This is a genomic window from Ventrimonas faecis (genome assembly GCF_040096075.1).
In the GTDB taxonomy this organism is placed as follows: Bacteria; Bacillota; Clostridia; order Lachnospirales; family Lachnospiraceae; genus Brotaphodocola; species Brotaphodocola faecis.
The window spans coordinates 43369-63235 of sequence record NZ_JBBMFJ010000005.1 but is presented as its reverse complement, the minus strand read 5'-3'; the positions used below and the strand labels follow the sequence as shown (position 1 = coordinate 63235).

At 51.1% G+C, this 19867-nt stretch carries 16 protein-coding genes, 1 tRNA gene and 1 pseudogene; 5 read left to right on the top strand and 13 right to left on the bottom strand.

What is annotated here, in order from left to right; translation table 11 throughout:
* Positions 1-111: 111 nt before the first annotated feature.
* The 4 genes from WMO41_RS04035 to nifS form a co-directional block, all read right to left on the bottom strand.
* Positions 112-1371: an N-acetylmuramoyl-L-alanine amidase family protein gene (locus tag WMO41_RS04035; protein WP_349228664.1), complete on the bottom strand. Its 1260-nt coding sequence runs from the start codon at positions 1369-1371 to the stop codon at positions 112-114.
* Positions 1368-2459 (bottom strand): tRNA 2-thiouridine(34) synthase MnmA, encoded by a 1092-nt coding sequence (gene mnmA, locus WMO41_RS04030; RefSeq protein ID WP_494338425.1) that lies wholly within the window; start codon positions 2457-2459, stop codon positions 1368-1370. Before mnmA ends, WMO41_RS04035 begins: the two co-directional genes overlap by 4 nt.
* Positions 2459-2896 (bottom strand): Fe-S cluster assembly scaffold protein NifU, encoded by a 438-nt coding sequence (nifU, locus tag WMO41_RS04025; protein WP_177292777.1) that lies wholly within the window; start codon positions 2894-2896, stop codon positions 2459-2461. Before nifU ends, mnmA begins: the two co-directional genes overlap by 1 nt.
* A 172-nt stretch (positions 2897-3068) precedes the next feature.
* Positions 3069-4253 carry a cysteine desulfurase NifS gene (gene nifS, locus WMO41_RS04020; protein WP_177292776.1) on the bottom strand — a complete coding sequence of 395 codons (1185 nt, stop codon included), beginning with the start codon at positions 4251-4253 and terminating at the stop codon, positions 3069-3071.
* 207 nt (positions 4254-4460) lie between these two features.
* Here nifS and WMO41_RS04015 point away from each other — a divergent pair, with 207 nt between their 5' ends.
* Positions 4461-6449 carry a fructose-1,6-bisphosphatase gene (locus tag WMO41_RS04015; protein WP_349228662.1) on the top strand — a complete coding sequence of 663 codons (1989 nt, stop codon included), beginning with the start codon at positions 4461-4463 and terminating at the stop codon, positions 6447-6449.
* Between the two features lie 124 nt (positions 6450-6573).
* A complete protein-coding gene (locus tag WMO41_RS04010) occupies positions 6574-8229 on the top strand; it encodes an oligosaccharide flippase family protein (RefSeq protein ID WP_349228661.1) in 1656 nt (551 codons plus the stop codon).
* 315 nt (positions 8230-8544) lie between these two features.
* On the opposite strand, the gene WMO41_RS04005 is transcribed toward WMO41_RS04010, so the two are convergent.
* Positions 8545-10134, bottom strand: coding sequence for a molybdopterin-binding protein (locus WMO41_RS04005; protein ID WP_349228660.1), 1590 nt, complete (start codon positions 10132-10134; stop codon positions 8545-8547).
* Positions 10068-10427, bottom strand: a complete 360-nt coding sequence (mobB, locus tag WMO41_RS04000) for a molybdopterin-guanine dinucleotide biosynthesis protein B (RefSeq protein ID WP_349228659.1) — start codon at positions 10425-10427, stop codon at positions 10068-10070. The genes WMO41_RS04005 and mobB overlap by 67 nt, the downstream gene beginning before the upstream one ends.
* A gap of 39 nt (positions 10428-10466) precedes the next feature.
* Between mobB and WMO41_RS03995 the strand changes: the two are divergent.
* Positions 10467-10637 (top strand): annotated as a pseudogene (locus WMO41_RS03995) (transposase); the annotation flags it as partial.
* Positions 10638-10782: 145 nt separating this feature from the next.
* Here WMO41_RS03995 and WMO41_RS03990 read toward each other — a convergent pair.
* The 7 genes from WMO41_RS03990 to WMO41_RS03960 form a co-directional block, all read right to left on the bottom strand.
* Positions 10783-11634 (bottom strand): RelA/SpoT-related domain-containing protein, encoded by an 852-nt coding sequence (locus WMO41_RS03990; RefSeq protein ID WP_349228658.1) that lies wholly within the window; start codon positions 11632-11634, stop codon positions 10783-10785.
* Positions 11635-11693: 59 nt separating this feature from the next.
* Positions 11694-12323 carry a Maf family protein gene (locus WMO41_RS03985; protein WP_349228657.1) on the bottom strand — a complete coding sequence of 210 codons (630 nt, stop codon included), beginning with the start codon at positions 12321-12323 and terminating at the stop codon, positions 11694-11696.
* 20 nt (positions 12324-12343) lie between these two features.
* Positions 12344-13264 carry a homoserine O-acetyltransferase MetA gene (metA, locus tag WMO41_RS03980; protein ID WP_349228656.1) on the bottom strand — a complete coding sequence of 307 codons (921 nt, stop codon included), beginning with the start codon at positions 13262-13264 and terminating at the stop codon, positions 12344-12346.
* Positions 13254-15311, bottom strand: coding sequence for an NAD-dependent DNA ligase LigA (gene ligA / locus WMO41_RS03975; RefSeq protein WP_349228655.1), 2058 nt, complete (start codon positions 15309-15311; stop codon positions 13254-13256). Before ligA ends, metA begins: the two co-directional genes overlap by 11 nt.
* Before the next feature lie 134 nt (positions 15312-15445).
* A complete protein-coding gene (locus WMO41_RS03970; protein WP_349228654.1) occupies positions 15446-16243 on the bottom strand; it encodes a pseudouridine synthase in 798 nt (265 codons plus the stop codon).
* A 106-nt stretch (positions 16244-16349) separates the two neighbouring features.
* Entirely contained in the window at positions 16350-17378 is a 1029-nt protein-coding gene (gene queA, locus WMO41_RS03965; protein WP_177291675.1) for a tRNA preQ1(34) S-adenosylmethionine ribosyltransferase-isomerase QueA, read from the bottom strand.
* Between the two features lie 95 nt (positions 17379-17473).
* Positions 17474-18484 carry a hypothetical protein gene (locus WMO41_RS03960; RefSeq protein WP_349228653.1) on the bottom strand — a complete coding sequence of 337 codons (1011 nt, stop codon included), beginning with the start codon at positions 18482-18484 and terminating at the stop codon, positions 17474-17476.
* A 104-nt stretch (positions 18485-18588) separates the two neighbouring features.
* Between WMO41_RS03960 and WMO41_RS03955 the strand changes: the two genes are divergently transcribed.
* A tRNA-Arg gene (locus WMO41_RS03955) sits at positions 18589-18660 on the top strand.
* A gap of 687 nt (positions 18661-19347) precedes the next feature.
* Positions 19348-19830 carry a GNAT family N-acetyltransferase gene (locus tag WMO41_RS03950; protein WP_349228652.1) on the top strand — a complete coding sequence of 161 codons (483 nt, stop codon included), beginning with the start codon at positions 19348-19350 and terminating at the stop codon, positions 19828-19830.
* Positions 19831-19867 lie beyond the last annotated feature (37 nt).

Below are 19867 nucleotides of genomic sequence, written 5' to 3'. Positions count from 1 at the left end.
TTGCCGCAATAACTTAATCAGTATACACGAAAAATGGCTGATTGTAAATATCTCTATCCCTATTTCTTTGCTATTTTATGCCGTTTATACGCATTTTTCTTCTGAAAATACCTACTTTCCAAAGTATGCGTCTACACCGTCTGCCAGTCCGGTTCCCAGCTTATCCAGGGTTGCCGTTGAATGATCGGAACCGCCGTCTCCCAGTTCGATATCAATGGAAGGAACTGTGGAGTAGGAAGTCTGGGTCAGGTCCATCTCCATGCTGCCGCCGGAGAAGATCTTCACGCCTGCATTTTTCAGACCTGCCACCAGGCTCTCGCCCAGGGCATTGTGCTGCTGCCAGTGGGAAGCCACCGGCTCCATGGCGCGGTAGGATGCCACATTGGGAACACTCATATAAAAGGCACCCTTGTTGCTTTTCGTGGAATCCCAGTGCAGGGCTACGTGGCAGTCTGCTAGGTTGTTGGCCAGCACGGTGCGGGCTACGTTGTCCAGCTGGACATCATCACTCTCGCGGATCATCAGTACATCGTAACCCCGGGCCAGAAGCTTATCCTTTAAGACCTTTGCCATGGCCAGGGTTACCTTCGCCTCCGGGGTTCCGTCCGCAAAGGTCATGCCGCCGGATACTGCTACCGCTGTGGTAGAGCCGGCGCTAGTGGTTCCGCTGGTCACCTTCGGGGTTCCGTCCGGATGGCACTGGGTTTTCACGCTGCTGCCACCCTTCGTTCCGTGACCGGCATTGACGCAGACTACTTTATTTTTGCGTGCTGCTGCCTCAGAACGATACAAAACCGCCTTTCCGCTGTTGATCTTCGACATGGAAGCGTACTTCCAGTCCATATTCAGGCCTACTTCGCCTGCACCCTGGGAAGCAGATGCTGAACTGCCTGCCTCTGCATTCTGGCCGGAGGCTGCAGCCGTTTCTGCCGGCTTTTCTGTTGTAAGATAGCCAGACGCCGCATAGCAGGTCTTTCCATCATACTCTACCTGACTCCAGGTTCCATTGTCACCGGTGCGCTTTAGCGCAGTTCCGTTTGCAGGAGCCGCGATCACCTCTGTGCCCGGTGCCGGAGAAACCCGCAGGTTTAAGGTCGTTGCTTTCACATACACCGTTTCATCCCGCGTTTCCATAGTCGGTGCTGACTCTGTTGTCCGTTCTGCCTTTTTCTCACTGATTCCGGCTGTCTGGTCAGGTGCGTCCTGTCCGGCCACATCGTTCCCTGCCTGAGCTGCTGCATCTGTTCCGGCCTGGGCCACAGTTTCTGCTGTGGTTCCCGGCACGTCTACTTTCTCATATTTTGACTGACACCCGGCTGTCATAAGCATAACCGCCGCTGCCGCCCCAAACAATACACTTCTTTTTCTCATCGGATGATGGTCCCTCCCCCTACTACATAATCTCCATCGTAAAATACCACTGCCTGTCCCGGGGTTACCGCGCGGACCGGCTCTGAGAAATGGCACTGCACCAAGTCTTCCCCGATCTCCTCAATGACGCAGGGAGCGCCCTTGTGGCTGTAGCGGATCTTGGCGCTTACCTCCATCGGTTTTCCGTGCAGGCCGTCAATGGCCATCCAGTTTAACTTATTGCAGACCAGGGTGTCCGTGAATACATCTCCCGCCTCGCCAATGACCACCTCGTTGGTCTCCGGGCGGATTTCCGTCACGAATACCGGATGTCCCATGGCAAGGTTTAAGCCCTTTCTCTGGCCGACGGTGTAATGGGTAATGCCCTCATGGCGACCAATGACCGTACCGTCTGCCGTCACAAAATTGCCCGGTCCCGGAACGTTTTCTGCCTCGCGCTCAATAAAGCCCGCATAATCATTATCCGGAATGAAACAGATTTCCTGGCTGTCCGCCTTGTGAGCCACCTGCAGACCAATATCCTCCGCAATCTTGCGGATCTGGTCCTTGGTGTACTCGCCAACAGGCATGAGCGTGTGAGACAGCTGCTCCTGGGTCAGGTTATACAGTGCATAGGTCTGATCCTTTGCCGCGGTGGCGGATTTCTTTAAGGCATATCTGCCATTTGGCAGCTGTTCCACTCTGGCATAATGGCCGGTGGCAATGTAATCTGCCCCAATGTCGAGGCTTCGCTTTAACAGGGACTCCCACTTTACATAGCGGTTGCAGGCAATGCAGGGGTTCGGAGTGCGCCCGCATAAATATTCGCCCACAAAATAGTCCATGACATTGTCCCTGAACTCCTTTTTGAAGTTCATGACATAGTAGGGGATCTCTAACTGCCATGCCACGCGTCTTGCGTCATCAACGGCAGAAAGACCACAACAGCCTCCGTTTTCCTGCTGCGCGGTCTCCTCTTCATCCTGCCAGATTTGCATGGTGACGCCGATGACGTCATACCCCTGCTGTTTTAAAAGCCAGGCGGCAACCGATGAATCGACGCCGCCTGACATTCCAACTACTACTTTCTTTTTGTTCTCTGCCTGAATCAATATTCTTCTTCCTCTTCGCCTTCGCTGATATCGGACTTCGGCTTCTCCAGACCTTCGATCTTGATGCCGTTCTTCTCAGCGTAATCCCACAGAGCTGCGTGAATGGCTTCCTCTGCCAGTAAGGAACAGTGTACCTTTACCGGCGGAAGTCCGTCCAGGGCCTCCATAACGGCCTTGTTGGTTACTTCCAGGGCTTCCTGAATGGATTTGCCCTTTACCATCTCAGTTGCCATGCTGCTGGTTGCTACTGCAGCGCCACAGCCGAAGGTTTTGAACTTACAGTCCCGGATGATGCCGTTGTCATCGATGTCCAGGTAAATTCTCATGATATCACCGCACTTTGCGTTGCCGACGGTGCCGACACCGCTGGCGTTCTCAATCTCGCCTACATTTCTCGGATGCTGGAAATGATCCATAACTTTATCTGAATACATAGTGTTAATCTCCTTTTCTTATGAAAACCAAGTAACTGTTCAGTAGGTCTGCGCATTCACTGCGCTGACCGTATGAAAACATGGGCTTGCAGGCAAAAATCCCATTGCCGAAGGCAATTTTCAATGGATTTTTGCCCGTAACTGTGAGGGTACTGAACAGTTACAAAACCAATTACTTTGCCTGATGCTTGATGAAATCCTCGTACAGCGGGGACATGCTGCGCAGTCTTGCCACGATTGCCTTTAAGTTGTCTACGGTGTAGTCGATGTCCTCTTTGGTGGTCTCCTCGCTTAAGGTTAAGCGCAGGGAGCCATGGGCGATCTCATGAGGAAGACCGATGGCAAGCAGGACATGGGACGGATCCAGAGAACCGGAAGTACATGCGGAACCGCTGGAACCGCAGATACCCTTGTCGTCTAACATGATCAGCATAGACTCACCCTCGATAAACTGGAAGGAGAAGTTTGCGTTGTTCGGAAGACGGTTCTCACGGCTGCCGTTGATGCGTGCGTACGGAATCTCTGCCATTACACGGTCCATCAGGTAGTCACGCAGCTCGCTCTCATATTTGGAGCGTTCTTCCATGCTTGCAGCAGCGATCTCTGCTGCCTTGCCGAAACCAACAATGCCGGTTACGTTCTCAGTACCTGCACGGCGTTTGCGCTCCTGCGCGCCGCCATGGATGAAGGAACGGATCTTCACACCAGTACGGATGTAGAGGAAGCCGATGCCCTTCGGTCCGTTGATCTTGTGGCCGCTGGCACTCATCATGTCGATGTTTAACTCATCTACGTTGATCGGCACATGTCCGTATGCCTGAACGGCGTCGGTGTGGAACAGGATGCCATGCTCTTTCGCAATCTGGCCAATCTCCTTAATCGGCTGAATGGTTCCGATCTCATTGTTTGCGAACATAACGGAAATGAGGATGGTAGTCGGGCGGATGGCTTTCTTTAACTCGTCTAACTTCAGAACACCGTTCTCGTCTACGTCGATGTAAGTAACCTCAAAACCGTTTTTCTCCAGCCACTCGCAGGTATGCAGGATTGCGTGATGCTCGATCTTGCTGGTGATGATGTGGTTGCCCTTGCTCTTGTATGCCTCTGCGGTTGCCTTTAATGCCCAGTTGTCGGACTCGCTGCCGCCGCCGGTAAAGTACAGCTCATTGGTCTTTGCGCCAATTGATTTTGCAATGATCTCACGACCGTTTGCTACTGCCTTCTTCGGCTCGTCAGAGAAGCTGTAAATAGAAGACGGGTTTCCGTAAAACTCGGTAAAGTACGGAAGCATAGCCTCTACAACTTCCGGTCTGGTTTTGGTTGTTGCCGCATTATCCAAATAGATTGTTTTCTTCATCTATAAATCCACCTTTCCTGGAAAGATATATTTTAAATTTGACAGGCATATTATAGTATTTATTTCATAGTATTTCAATAGGAATTAACAAATTTATGAAAATTTTTCTCGATTTCCCGAAAAAGTACAATCCCCGCCCCGGCTTTTGACGGTATCTGTGGTATAATCAATCTATCATATATTATGATCGCAAACAAGGAGGTTTGTATGAATTACCCGGAAATCCGTTATTTAGAGCGGCTTGCTGACCTGTATCCAACCATCGCGGCCGCTTCTACCGAAGTCATCAACATGGAGGCCATCTTAAACCTCCCAAAAGGGACGGAGCACTTTCTTACCGACATCCACGGTGAGGACGAGGCGTTTGCCCACGTGCTGAAGAACGGTTCCGGATCCGTGCGCCGCAAGGTTAACGAGGTATTCGGCAATACCCTGTCCCAGCAGGACAAGCGTACCCTTGCCACACTGATCTACTATCCCAGAGAGAAAATGGACCAGATCTTAAAGGTCACCGAAGACAAGGATGAGTGGTACCGCATCACCCTGTACCGCCTTATTGAGATCTGCAAGCGCGCAGCCAGCAAATACACCCGCTCCAAAGTCCGCAAGGCCATGCCGCCGGATTTTGCCTACATCCTGGAAGAGCTCATCACCGAAAAAGATGACAGTGTGGACAAGGCTTCCTATTATAACGCCATTGTCAACACCATCATCCACGTCGGCCGCGGCCGGGAATGCATCATTGCCATGAGCCAGCTCATCCAGCGCCTGGTCATTGACCACTTACATATCGTGGGCGACATCTTCGACCGAGGCCCGGGCCCGCACAAGATCATGGACAAGCTCATGAGCTACCACTCCGTGGACATCCAGTGGGGCAACCACGACGTGCTGTGGATGGGTGCTGCCGCAGGCCAGCCGGGCTGCATTGCCAACGTCATCCGTATCTGCGCCCGCTACGGAAACCTGGATATTTTAGAGGATGGCTACGGCATCAACCTGCTGCCCCTTGCCACCTTCGCCTTAAACACCTACAAGGATGACCCGTGCACCTGCTTTAAGTTAAAGGGTTCCAACGAGCTGAACCAGTACGAGGTGGAGGTCAACTTAAAGATGCACAAGGCCATCTCCATCATCCAGTTCAAGGCTGAGGGACAGCTCATCAAGGCGCATCCGGAGTACCATATGGAACAGCGAAACCTCCTGCACCGCATCGACTACGAGCATGGTACCATCACCCTGGATATTCCGGATGAGAATGGAAACCTGGTTCCGCGCACCTACGACCTGCTGGATACCAACTTCCCGACCATCGACCCGAAGGATCCGTACGCCTACACCCCGATTGAGGCAGATATCATGGACCGCTTGAGCAAGGCCTTCTTAAACTGTGAAAAGCTCCAGCAGCATGTAAAATTCCTGCTGGCCAAGGGAAACCTTTACAAGATTTACAACGGAAACCTGCTCTACCACGGCTGCATCCCGTTAAATGAGGACGGAAGCTTCAAGGAAATCGAGATCAATGGTTCTTACTTCCACGGCCGTGCCCTCTATGATATTCTGGAGAGCTACATCCGCAAAGCTTTCATGGGCGTATCGGAGCGCGAGAAGACGCTGGGCCGCGATATCATGTGGTACATCTGGCTGAATCCGGATTCTCCGCTCTTTGGCAAGGACAAGATGGCAACCTTTGAGCGCTATTTCCTGGCAGAGAAGGAAACCCACACCGAAAAGAAGAACCCATATTACCGCTATCTGGAGAACGAGACCGTGGTCAACCACATTCTGGCCGAATTCGGACTGCCGGAGAAGGGCAGCCATATCATCAACGGCCACGTTCCGGTCCGCTCTAAGAACGGCGAGAGCCCGGTCAAATGCGGCGGCAAGATCCTGGTCATTGACGGCGGCTTCTCCAAGGCATACCAGAAAGAGACCGGCATTGCAGGCTACACCTTAACCTACAACTCCTACGGCCTGATCCTGTCTGCCTTAGAGCCCTTTGAATCCACCGAGGCTGCCATTGAGCGCGAGATCGACATCCACTCCGACAGCGTCATCGTCCGGCACGCGGACCGCAGAAAGCTGGTGGGCGACACCGATACCGGTGCTGTGCTCCGGGAGAAGATTGCAGATCTGGAGCAGCTTCTTATGGCTTATCACAGTGGACTTCTGGTAGAACGCTATATCAAAAACTAAATCGCCCGGGAATGCGCCAACAGCGCCTTTCCCGTTTGAACATGCAAAAGCAGCCCCACGGTCGGTTCTGATCTTTACAGGAATTTCATATCCTGTAATAAGATTTCCGGCCGGGGGCTGCTTTATGTCTTTTTATTCCGGTCTTTCCGAGAAAAAGCGTGCCTTTCTCACCGGCACGCTGCTGCTCACGGCCGCAGGCTTTCTCTGCCGCCTCCTGGGCTTTTTCTACCGTATATTTCTTTCCCGCACCATCGGTGCCGAGGGACTTGGCATCTACAATATGGTGCATCCGGTCTATGGCATCTGCTTTGCCCTCTGTGGCGGTGCCATCCAGACTGCCCTCTCCCAGTACATAGCCGCCCATGAAAGCCAGGGACGCCGGGTCTTTCGCACCGGCCTCTGTATCTCCATGGCGCTCTCCGGCTTTCTCGCCTTTCTGATCTGCCGTTACCCGGACTGGATCGCGGCGCGCATCCTCATGGAACCACGCTGCGCTTTGTATCTTCCGGTCATGGGCCTTTCCCTGCCCTTTGCCTCCTTCCACGCCTGCGCCAACGGCTACTGCTATGGTGCCCAGAAATCCCGCGTTCCTGCCTTCTCCCAGGTGGCAGAGCAGGTCGTCCGCATGGCCCTGGTATTCCTGATTGCTGGAAAATGGGCGGCAGAGGGTACGGAGATCACCGTGCGGCTGGCTGTGTACGGGCATCTGATCGGAGAGATCGGGGCGGCATCCTTTAATCTGCTGTGCCTGGTGCTGTTTCCGCCCCAGGGGCGAAATGCCGGTCCGGAGAATTCCCACAGTGGCGCGGATTCCGTGATTTCCGCATCCACTCCGCAATTTTCAGGCAGTGCCACAGGCTCCAGGACTGTTGCTTCCACTCCGCAGGTTCCAGGCAGCACTGCCCGAACCACGCGCATGCAGGTTCCGGCTGATGTCTCCACCTGTTTCCTTTCGCTCATGTCCCTGGCGCTCCCCCTCATGGGAAACCGCCTGATTTTAAATCTCCTCGCAGGTGCCGAGGCCGTCTGGATTCCCAACCGCCTGCAGATGTCGGGCCTAAGTGACGCGGAGGCCTTTTCCGTCTACGGCATCCTCACCGGCATGGCCCTGCCCTTCATCCTGTTTCCCTCCGCCATCACCAATTCCATTGCCGTTCTGCTGCTTCCCAGCGTGGCAAAGGACCAGGCGGAAGGACACACAGAAAGCATTTCAGGAAGCGTTGCCATGGCGCTGCGCTACAGCCTTTATATGGGTATTCTCTGCATCGGGATTTTCGTCCTGTTCGGACTGCCCCTGGGCATCAGCGTTTTCAAAGAAGAAGAGGCCGGACGCTGCATGCAGATCCTGGCCTGGCTCTGTCCGTTCCTCTACCTGGCTGCCACCATGGGCAGCATCTTAAACGGCCTTGGCTGTACCCGCACCACTTTCCTGCAAAGCGTCGCCGCAATGCTGCTGCGGCTCTGCTTCGTGGTGGCTGCCATTCCCGTTTTCGGGATCTACGGCTACCTCTGTGGGATGCTGGTCAGCGAAATGTTCCTGGCCATGGCGCACCTGTGGTCCTTAAAACGGCGGATTGCCTTCATCTGGAATGCCTGGGACATGATCGCCAAACCGGCCATCCTGCTGTTCCTTGCCATCGGCATTCACTATTTTATCGGCGGATTCCTTCCCGATCCCACCAGCGCTGCGCCGCTTTTTCTCAAGACCTCTGTACAGATTCTGCTGCTGTCCTTCTGCTATGGGGTGCTGCTGTTGTACGCGCATATTCTAAAAAAATGAAAAAAGGGACTGTCGCAAAATTGTCCCAGAGCATTCCGTATATCGGGGACAATTTTGTAACAGACCCTACTGGTTTGTTCTATATTCACTCAAACTTATCTTCACCTGAAGCTCAACTGGTAAATTTAATTGATCAAATGGCACTTGCTATCTTGAGATAAGGTCAAATAGCAAACACAGCAGGTGTACGTACACTCTGCGATTTTTTCAAAATCCATTTTGCTTGCTAAGATGAAATCATCTTTAGCAAGCAGGGCACGGCGGTACCCACTTTGCATACTTGCCATTATGTTGAAACATACTTGGCAAGATCTATTAAAATATCAGAACAACCTTAACCGGATCCCCCGGCTTCAAAGCGCCGCTTCCTGCTGGAATATCCACGATACAGTTACAGCCCTGCAAGGAGCTCAGGACTCCTGAAGAATGAAGACCAGATGGCATATATACCTGTCCATCCTTCAGAATTCCTCTTATAAATCTCCGTCTCTTACTTTCTTTGAAAAATGGATCTGCCATCACAGCCTGACTTACGACCGGATTCAGACTTTCATCCCTGGTCATTTTCGCAAGTGCCGGACGAATCAGCATTTCAAAATTAGCTGCAGCACCAAATGGATTGCCGGACAAACTGATCACCGGTACCCCTTCACATACCGAGAACAGCACCGGAGTACCTGGTTTTGCAATCACTCTCCAAAAAACTCGTTCTGAACCACTGACCTGTACCGCCTTGTGCAGAATATCCTTTTTCCCAACAGATACGCCACCTGTGGTAATTATCAAATCCGACTGGGCCGCCGCATCCTTAAGGGCTTTTCCCATCAGTTCCGGATCATCCGAAATCGTTTTTGCAAGTACCGGGCGAATTCCCAGTTCCCGCAGACGTACTACCAGCATCGTAAGGTTGCTGTTGTAGATCTTCCCCGGCTGCAGCGGCTGGCCCGGTGATGTCACCTCATCCCCGGTGGTCAACACCGACACTTTTGGATGACGGTAAACAACTGCTTCCGCACATCCCATAGAAGCTAAAATTCCGGTTTCCACATAGCCCAGCTTTGTATCCTTCTTAATCATCAAAGTGCCTTTTTTGAAATCTTCTCCACGATAGCAGAAATTGGTCCAGGCAGAAACTCCTTCGTAAACAGCTGCTTTCTCATCACCGTAATCTGTGTGCTCCTGCATTATGCAGCAGTCGCAGCCTTCCGGAATTGCGGCACCAGTCATAATCCGCACTGCCTGTCCTTTTCCAACCTTCACCTCAGAATAGTGCCCGGCATCGATCTCTTCCAACACCTGCAGGTACACCGGATGTTCCCGGGATGCCTGTTTCACATCCTCTGATTTGCAGGCATATCCATCGATGGGGGAACGATTAAATGGGGGATTATCAATCTCTGCTGTCATATCCTGTGCAAGGATCCGTCCGCCTGCGTCCAGAATTCCCACAAGCTCTGTCTCCTGCAGGATCTTTGTTCTTTCCAGAATCAGTTTCTGTGCCTGCTCAATTTCCACATTTTCCATAATCTGTTTTTCTCCTTGTAATTGCTGATATCGTGCTTTATCATTGATATTGGAAAAACACGCATCTGCCCTATGGCTCTTATATACACCATAGCCCACCGTCCTCAGAAACGCAAACACAGATCCTTTTCCCTGCAAAATCTCCCGTTCCATTTCATCTGCCATATTGGTATCATATACCCCGATCAATGGTTCTTGTCTTTCTCCATGCTGCAAAATCAAAGCTCTGCTTTGCTGTTTCTCCTGATGCAGTACAACGTTTCTGTCATAGGTCATGGTTTCAAGCACCAGTCCCACAAGCTCCTTCACTGGAATCAGCGGTACATCCACGCTAAGTACCAGACAACGCCGGTTTTTAACCTGTCGCATACAGGATTCCATTCCTCCCAACGGCCCCTTTTGTTCATATCGATCTGGAGCCACCGGAAGATCACACCGTATTCCCCGGCTTCCTGTTTCACTACCATAAACTTCGTATCTGAAAAAATCGCTGTTCCCAGAGCCCCGGCCTGAAGATGGGCCCAGGTATCTGTTCCCGACACATCCGGTGCAAACTCATGGCCATCATGCTTGATCGTAGCTACCTTTAACCCCTTTTCTGTCAAAATCGGGATCAATTTTGTAATCAATGTGGTTTTTCCCGAATTTTTCACACCACTGATTGCAAATAACATTGGTTTTTGTTCCATATTCCACTCTTTTATATTCTTCATGCAACTTACGGCATGTCCTCCGGCAAGATCGAGGGCATCAACAATAAGATCAAGACGCTCAGGCGTCAGGGATACGGATATCCGGATGACGATTACTTCTTCCTCAAACTATTCGACCTAAGCCGGGCTGAGGTGGTTCGGAATCCCAAATCCCATAGAAAAAGTGATTGAGGCATTTATAAATAAGGACTGTCACATTCGCAAATATTTCTGCAGACTGACAGTCCTGTTTTACATTTATATTCTATTATTCTTACTTCTATGCTTCTTTCTCCAGTACCTTTTCCTGTTTCTTCTGTTCCTGTTTTTCCAGTTTCTACTGTTCTTTTTCTAACTTCTTCTGTTCCTCTTTCTCCAGCTTCTTCTGCGCTTCCTTCTCCGCATGCTCCTTCTCCAGCTGCTCCTGCCTCTGCTGCTTGATGCGGCGGAAATAGGAGCTCATCTCGTCGGCCATACCCGCCAGACGGTTTAAGAGCGTGGAAAAGTCGGAAAGCATCTCATCATCCTGATAATACGGATACACGATATCGTGGTCAATCTCGCTCCAGCCCTCCTCAAACAGGGTTCTTCCCTGGATCTCCACGTAATAGCCCTTGTACTTGATGATATAGTGCAGGGAACGGTAAATGCCATCGGACTTGATGTCGATCAGCTTCTTATCGTAAATGCGGGTGTCGCCGGTCCGGCGGTATACCTTTGGGCGCTCCGCGATGTAGTAGTGATCCGGGTCATCGTCGAAATCCAGAAGACGGTCCTCAATATAGTTTTCCGGGTCATTCTCAAACACGGAAGTAATGTAATTGTGGAAGTGGATCCAGTCCTCCCGGTACAGGAAAAATACCCGGATTCCAATCAGGTCCGTCATATACTTATAATAGTTCTTCCGGTTAATGTACTTGTACTGGTCCGGCTGCTCACTCTTTTTGCGAATGATCTTCTCCAGCAGATGCCCTGCTTTTTTGGTACGATAACGATAAGAATGGATGCCCGCCTTTTCAATATCGTACAGATAATCGTTCACAAAATCCTTGCCAATCTTTTTTAACTGCGGTTCTATCCGACAGTAGCTGTCATAAATGGAATTCAGTTCTTCCCATTTCATCCCTGTCTTTTTCAGGGTTTCTTTTTCGATGTTATATTCTTTCAGAAAGTCTTTTTTCTTAATCATAAATTCTCCTGATATTGCTTTCTGTTTTCTGTTTCAATTTCTGCGGCACAAAACTGTCATCAGCACTGTGAATCCACATTTCCCTCCAGAGCACTCACAATGGTCCGGTACACCCGGCCCACCGGGAGACCGACTACATTGTTGTAGTCTCCGGAGATTCCGCTGACCCATGCTGCAAAATATCCCTGGATTCCATAGGCTCCGGCTTTGTCCATCGGTTCCCCAGTCTTTACATAAGCCTGAATCTGTTCCTCTGTCATCAGGCAGACATGCACATCGGTTTCTTCGGCAAACGTGATGGTTTTCCACCGCTCTCCCGTTTTTTCTCCTGCTTTTCCACAAAATACCAGTGTCACGCCTGTGTATACCTGATGTGTTTTCCCCTGAAACGAAGAGATCATGCGGATTGCGTCTGCTTCATCTTTCGGCTTTCCCAGAATCTTTCCGTCAAACGCCACCACGGTGTCCGCACCGATTACCACCACATCTTCTCCGGCGTGCCGGACGGCAACGTCTTCGGCTTTCTGTCTGGAAAGTTCCATCACAACCTGATCCGGCACAGTGCTGGTAATGACTTCCTCCACATGGCTCGGTTCCACCTCCGGCTCAATGCCCACCTGGCGCAGAAGATCCAGGCGGCGCGGCGAGCCCGATGCCAGAATGACATGCGGAAAATTGTTTTCTATCATTTGATTCATGTCGTTTCTCCCTACTCCTCATCCACAGTCAGAATGTAATCCGTGGTCTGGTATACATAGAAATTCAGCCAGTTGGCGTACAGGGTATTGGAGGTATTTCTCCAGGACAGGACCGGAATATTGAACGGGTCATTGTCCTCATAGTAGTTGCACGGAAGCTCCGGATGCAGCCCTTTCTTTAAATCGCGGTGATACTCGTTATTTAATGTCATGCGGTCGTATTCCGGATGTCCCTGCACAAAAATCTGGCTTCCGGTATCGTTGAGCACCAGGAAAATACCTGCCTCCGGTGACTCTGCCACAATCGTCAGCTCCGGATGCTTCTCAATATCCTCTCTGCGAACTTCCGTGTAACGGGAATGCGGTGCCATGACATAGTCATCCATGCTGCGGACCAGCGGGATCTTGCGGTTTAAGATCTTGTGGCGGTAGATTCCTGCCAGTTTCTTCTCCCTTTTATATTTCGGAATACCGTAGTGGTAGTACAGACCCGCCTGCGCCCCCCAGCAGATATGAAGAGTGGAATGCACATGGGTCTTGCTCCACTCCATGATCTTTGTCAACTCATCCCAGTAGTTGACCTCCTCAAATTCCATGTTTTCCACCGGCGCGCCGGTGATGATCATGCCATCAAATTTCTGGCGGCGGATCTCATCGAAGGTCACATAAAATTTGTTTAAGTGGCTGGCCGATGTGTTCTTGGATACGTGCGTAGACAGCATCAGGAAGGTGCAGTCTACCTGCAGCGGCGTGTTGGAAAGTGCCCGCAGAAGCTGGGTTTCCGTATCTTCCTTGATCGGCATCAGGTTTAAGATCAGAATCTGCAGCGGACGGATATCCTGGCTCATCGCACGGTTCTCGTCCATCACAAAGATATTCTCTGACTCCAGAATGGCTCTGGCCGGCAGATCGTTTTGTACTTTAATCGGCATTGTTTTCTTCCCCCATCATACTCAGGAAATCCTGCTCGGAAATGATCGGAATTCCCAGTTCTTTTGCTTTTTTATTTTTTGACGAATTGGATGTCACGTCATTGTTAATCAGATATGTGGTCTTTGCGGTAACCGAACCGGTGGCCTTACCGCCCCGGGCCTCAATGGCCGCCTGTAATTCCTTGCGGTTGGCAAAATGCTCCACCGAACCGGTGATGACAAAGGTCATTCCGGCAAAGATGGCTGCTTCGGTGTTCTCTGCCTCGTTCTCAATGGTAAGCTCTGCCAGAAGCCCATCCACCGCCTCGCGGTTCTTCTCTGAAGCAAAGTAATCAATCCAGGCATCGGCCAGCACGGCACCGATGCCATCCACTGCCGTCAGTTCTTCCGCTGTGGCATGGCGCATCCTTTCAAAATCATAGCCGAAAGCACGGCACAGCATTTTGGCGTTTGCCAGGCCGATACCTGCCACGCCGATGCCGTATACCACACGCACCAGATTGGTGTTGGAGGCCTTCTTCACCGCCGCCATCAGATTCTCATACGACTTCTCTCCAAAGCCTTCCATGGAAACGATGGCTTCTTTGTGACGGTCCAGATGGAACATATCCGCGTAGCTGTGAATAAAGCCCGCCGCAATGAATTTCTCCAGAGTCGCTTCCGAAAGCCCGTCGATATTTAACGCATCCCGGCTGACCAGCAGGGAGAAACTTTTGATCTTCTTCGCCTGGCAGTCCGGGTTGGTGCAGTATAAGGATTTTACATCGTTCATCTGGCGGATCTGGGTCTCGCCGCCGCAGACCGGACAGATCTTCGGGATTACGATGTTTCCGCTGCGTGTTAAGTTCTCCGCAATCTGCGGGATGATCATGTTGGCCTTATAGACTGTGATGGTATCCCCCACGCCCAGCTCCAGGGCTTCCATGATGCTGATGTTGTGGACACTGGCACGGCTCACCGTGGTGCCCTCCAGCTCCACCGGATCAAAGATCGCCACCGGATTGATGAGACCGGTTCTGGATGCGCTCCACTCAATCTCCCGGAGTGTCGTCTCCCGGATCTCATCGGCCCATTTGAAAGCGATGGAATTTCGCGGGAACTTGGCGGTGCGTCCCAGGGCATCGCCGTAGGCAATATCATCCATCAGAAGTACCAGGCCGTCCGATGGGATATCATAGCTCTGAATGGCTTCCGCAAATTCCGCCACAGCGTCCGGCAGAGTCGCTGCGGTAACTTCTTTGTACTCCACCACATCAAAGCCCTGAGTCTTTAACCATTCAAACTGCTCTTTTCTGGAATTGTGGAAACGGCCATGGTCGGTTCCGTCATCCGGCAATCCAGCCTCTGCCACTGCGTCTCCTGCTGCAGCCGCAGCTTCCGGTCCCACAGCCCGCACCAGCATGAATGCCTCAAAATTCACACTGCGCTTTGCTGTAATCTCGTTATTTAACTGGCGCACCGATCCGCTGCATAAGTTTCTCGGGTTTTTATATTTCGCATCCACATCCTCGATTTCCTCGTTGATGCGGGCAAAATCGGAATATTTGATGATGGCCTCGCCCCGCAGGATCAGCTGACCCTGGTACGGGATGCGAAGCGGCACATTGGAAAACACCTTCGCGTTGTTGGTGATGACCTCACCAATCTCACCGTTGCCGCGGGTGACTGCCTTCACCAGTTCCCCGCCCTCGTAAGTCAGGACAATGGTCAGGCCGTCTAACTTCCAGGACAGAAGGCCCTTCTGGCTTCCCAGCCACTCCTGAAGCACCGGCACCTCCTTTGTTTTATCCAGGGAAAGCATCGGTGCCTCGTGGGCCTCCTTTGGGAGTTCGCTCAACACCTCATAGCCCACCTTCTGGGTCGGGCTTCCGGCCAGCACGGTACCGGTTTCTTTTTCCAGCTCCAGCAGCTCATCATACAGCCGGTCATATTCAAAGTTGCTCATGATCTCGCGGCTTTCCTGATAGTAAGCTCTGGATGCCGCCAGAAGTTCCCGGTGCAGCTCCTTCATGCGCAAGATTTTGTCTTCATTCTGTTTCTGGTCCATGTTCATCACCTGCCTGTTTTTCTCTGTTCTTTCCGATTCTGTTCTGTCCTTTTGTCATCCTGATTTTCCGGGCATTCTCCCCGGTTTCTTGCATGCTTTGACATCCTGCCATACAGTTCGGTCCGACCGTTCGCCTATGCCTCTTCTCCGTCCGGCAGATCTGCCTCCTCACGCTCCATGCGGGCCTGCTCTAACTGCCACTCCAGTTCCTCCAGTTCCTTCAGAGTTGCCCGGCGGAAGTCTCCGGTATTTAATTTACCCAGATGGATATTCATGATACGGACACGTTTTAAGGTTACCACACGATAGCCCAGCTCCGCGCACATCCGGCGGATCTGACGGTTTAAGCCCTGGGTCAGGATAATGCGGAAGGTCTTCGCTCCGGCTGCCTCCACCTTACAGGGTCTTGTGGTCACGCCAAGCTCTTTCAGTTCTACGCCCTCGCGCATTTTCTTTAAGAATGCCGCATTAAACGGCTGATCTACGGTAACCAGGTACTCCTTCTCGTGAAAATTGCCTGCGTGCATGATCTCATTGGCCAGCTCGCCCTGGTTGGTCATGAGCAGAAGGCCCTCCGAGTCTTTGTCCAGGCGTCCCACCGGATACACTCTTGCCGGATATTTGATCAGGTCTACTACGTTGGGAGCACGGTCCTTATCGGAAGTGGTGCAGACGATTCCCCGCGGTTTATTCACCACCAGCAGCACCGGCTTTACCTTTTTGCCGCCTGCTGCCTTTCCCACCGGTTTTCCATCGCAGACAATGATCTCCTGACCTGTTACCTTCTCGCCCATCTCCGCCTTACGGCCGTCAATGGTGACTTTTCCAGCCTCAATGAGGCGGTCTGCCTCGCGGCGGGAGCAGACGCCCTGCTCGCTTAAATATTTATTCAAACGGATCTCTTCCATGATGTTTCCTTTCTCACCGGTCATTCCGGCTCAGTCACTTTTCCATTCCGGCCACGTTTTTTATCCATCCCGTAAGCCGAAAACGGCTATCCCTCCACCAGAGAGATAGCCTGTCTCTTACTTGTGTTCCTTAGTCGTGAATAAACATGGCATCGCCAAAACTAAAGAAACGGTAACGTTCCTTAATTGCTTCGTCATACGCATGCAGTACATGCTCGCGGCCTGCCAGTGCGGAAACCAGCATCACCAGAGTGGACTCCGGCAGATGGAAGTTTGTGATCAGGCAGTCCAGAATCTTGAATTTGTAACCCGGATAGATAAAGATATCGGTCCAGCCGCTGCCGGCCTTTAAGATTCCATCCTCACCGGTGGCAGATTCAATGGTTCTGCAGCTGGTGGTGCCCACGCAAATGACGCGGCCGCCTGCTGCCTTGGTATCGTTGATCTTCTTTGCTTCCGATTCTTCTACTATATAGAACTCCGAATGCATATGGTGCTCCAGCACGTTCTCCACCTTCACCGGGCGGAATGTGCCAAGTCCTACATGCAGAGTCACATGGGCAATCTTTACCCCCATGGCCTCAATCTGAGCCAGAAGCTCCTTCGTGAAATGCAGTCCTGCTGTCGGAGCTGCCGCGGAACCGTCGTGCTCCGCGTACACGGTCTGATAACGGTTCTTGTCCTTTAACTGGTGGGTAATATACGGCGGAAGCGGCATCTGGCCAAGCTGGTCCAGAATTTCCTCAAAAATGCCCTCGTAGGAGAACTGGATCAGGCGGTTGCCCTCATCTACCACATCGATAACGGTACCCTTTAACAGGCCCTCACCAAATACGATCACGGTACCAGGTTTGCACTTCTTACCCGGTTTTACCAGCGTCTCCCAGATATCATTTTCGCGGCGCTTTAATAAAAGCACCTCAATCTTCGCCTGAGTATCTTCCTTTACGCCAAACAGACGGGCCGGAATGACCTTGGTATTGTTGATAACCAGACAGTCGCCCGGTCTTAAATACTCCGTGATGTCACGGAAGTGGCGGTGCTCCATCTCCCCGGTATTCTTGTCCAGAACTAACAGTCTGGAAGAGGAACGGTCCTCCAGCGGATCCTGCGCGATCAGCTCCTGCGGAAGGTCAAAATAAAAGTCTTTTACATTCATGGTTTCCATGGTATTATCTTCTTTCTTTTCTATCTGTGAATCCTGTATTTTTGTTTTCCTGTATCTGCACGGTCAGCCAGATCATACTTTCCTGCCTAGTTTGCCGCAGCAGTTGTTTCTGCGCTCTGCGTTTCTCCAGATGCCGCCTGTGTTTCTGCTCCTGTTTCGGTTCCTGCCTCAGCAGCCGTACTGCCATTTTCTGCGGAGCCGTCTGCTGCGCTTTCCGTATTCCCGGTATCGGTCTCACTGCTCTCAGAGGACTCCTCGTCCCCGATCACAACCGCCGGTTCTTCTCCATTGTCATAAACCGGAGAACCGTCACGGAGCACGCCGTAAACGCTGTTTAAATCCTCATCGGAGCTGAGTGCTTCTTTCAGCTTTACATTCACGCTGGATGCCAGCTTCCGCACCTCTTCCGAGTGATTCGACCGGTCCACAAACTGAAGAACCTCCTCAGAAAGATCCGCGTCATTGATGATGTGATAGTTTCCATCACTGTCCTTCTCCACATAGCACCACATGATCATGGGCGCAACGGTTTTCACAGAATGGAATTTGATATCCGCCAGTGCGTAAACCAGCCAGCTGTCTGAGGTCACACCGTCACGCACATAGGTTGTTACATTCTCAAAATCCTGCACATACTTGGAATTGCTGCGCAGACGGGTCTTCTCGTGTTCCAGCTCCGTAAAGGAAAGACCGGAGATACCGTAAATCTCATTCATGGTATCTGCGTCCGCGCTGGCCCGGGCTGCAAAATACTTTTTCATCAGGCTCAGGATCTCCGGAACACTGTCGTGGGTAAAGGTGTCCGTTGCGTATGGGTCTCCGCTTTCTTCCTCCGCAGTTTCCGCCTCCATTTCCGATTCTGTGTCTGTTTCTTCCTCCGCAGACGCATCATCGGTTTCGGCCGGCATCGTCTCCGTTTCCGTTTCCACTGTTTCCGTTACCGCCGCCGGCTCCGCTGCCCGCTTCTTCCCATAATCCGCAAGTACAATGACGATCATCAGTACAATGACCACCAGCGGAATCACCAGAACCGGAAGCAGCATTTTTTTCTGTGTATCACTATCTTTTTCCTGTAAAAATTTCCAGTCATGTTTCATAAAATCATATCCTCCAAAAGATAGTATCATCATATCAAAATAGGCCCAAAAAATCAACAAATCCCCTTGCAAATATGAAAAAAGTATAGTATCATGATAGAGATGCGTCTGTAGCTCAGTGGATAGAGCAGTGGCCTCCGGAGCCGCGTGCGTAGGTTCGATTCCTATCAGACGCATTTTTTATTAAAGCCTTATATTGAGCGACTTCATCAGAAATTCCGCTTAAAATAAGGCTTTTTATCGTTCTGGATTTTCTTATTACGTTATCGTTTTTCTTATAAAAACGCACTTTTTCTAATTTATGCAACACGAAATGCAACACGGATTTAAAATTTGTTTTTCGGGGTATCTTGCAAAGATTTTTTGCATATGCTATAATGCCGATAGGCAAAAAGATATCAGTATCCATGGTGATACAAAAACGAAAGCCCCTGAGTCTCGACCACTCAGGGGCTTTCTTCCTGTTTTAGGCAGTCAGGCATCTGCAGGCTGGTTACCGTTTACTTATCGCCATCCAACCATTTGATGATGTAGTGGCAGGCTACACCAGCCGCGACAGCGACAATAAAAGATATCAGATATTCCATGGCAATACACCCCCTTTCCTTACCGGTATAGGGGCGGTAACATTGGCATTATAGCATATATGCGTGATTTAAACCATAAGATTTGTTTCGATGTCGCTATCGGACGTTTTTATTGTTATTCATGTAAAGCTTTTTCACCGCATTATGCACATTTTTTCTTTGCAGATCATAATTGGACAGACCATTTGCATTGTTATTTTTTTGTTTATTTTGTCTTTCGCGGCTTCCTATGTTACAATCATTCTCATCCAATAAATACTCAGGAGGACTTTCCCTATGTTAATCAGAACCGCAACCATAGAAGATCTGGATGTTGTCACTGCCGTCGAGGCAGAGTGTTTCCCGCCCGCGGAGGCCGCTACCCGCGCCGACTTTGAGCACCGCCTCTCCCACTACGCCAGCCACTTCTGGCTCATGTTCGATGAAAATAAGCTCATTGCCTTTGTGGACGGCATGGTCACTGACGAAGCTGACCTGACTGATGAAATGTACAAGCGTGCCGAACTCCACAACGAAAACGGTGCCTGGCAGATGATTTTCGGCGTCAACACCATCCCGGAATACCGCAAGCACGGCTATGCCGGAGACCTCATCAAACGCGCCATCTCCGATGCAAAAGCCCAGGGCCGCAAGGGACTGGTGCTGACCTGCAAGGATAAACTTATCCATTACTACGCAAAGTTCGGATTCGTAAATGAAGGCGTCTCCGCATCCGTCCACGGCAACGTAACCTGGTATCAGATGCGCCTGACCTTCTGATTTCGATTTTTTTGCAGAGCCAATACAGCAGGAAATG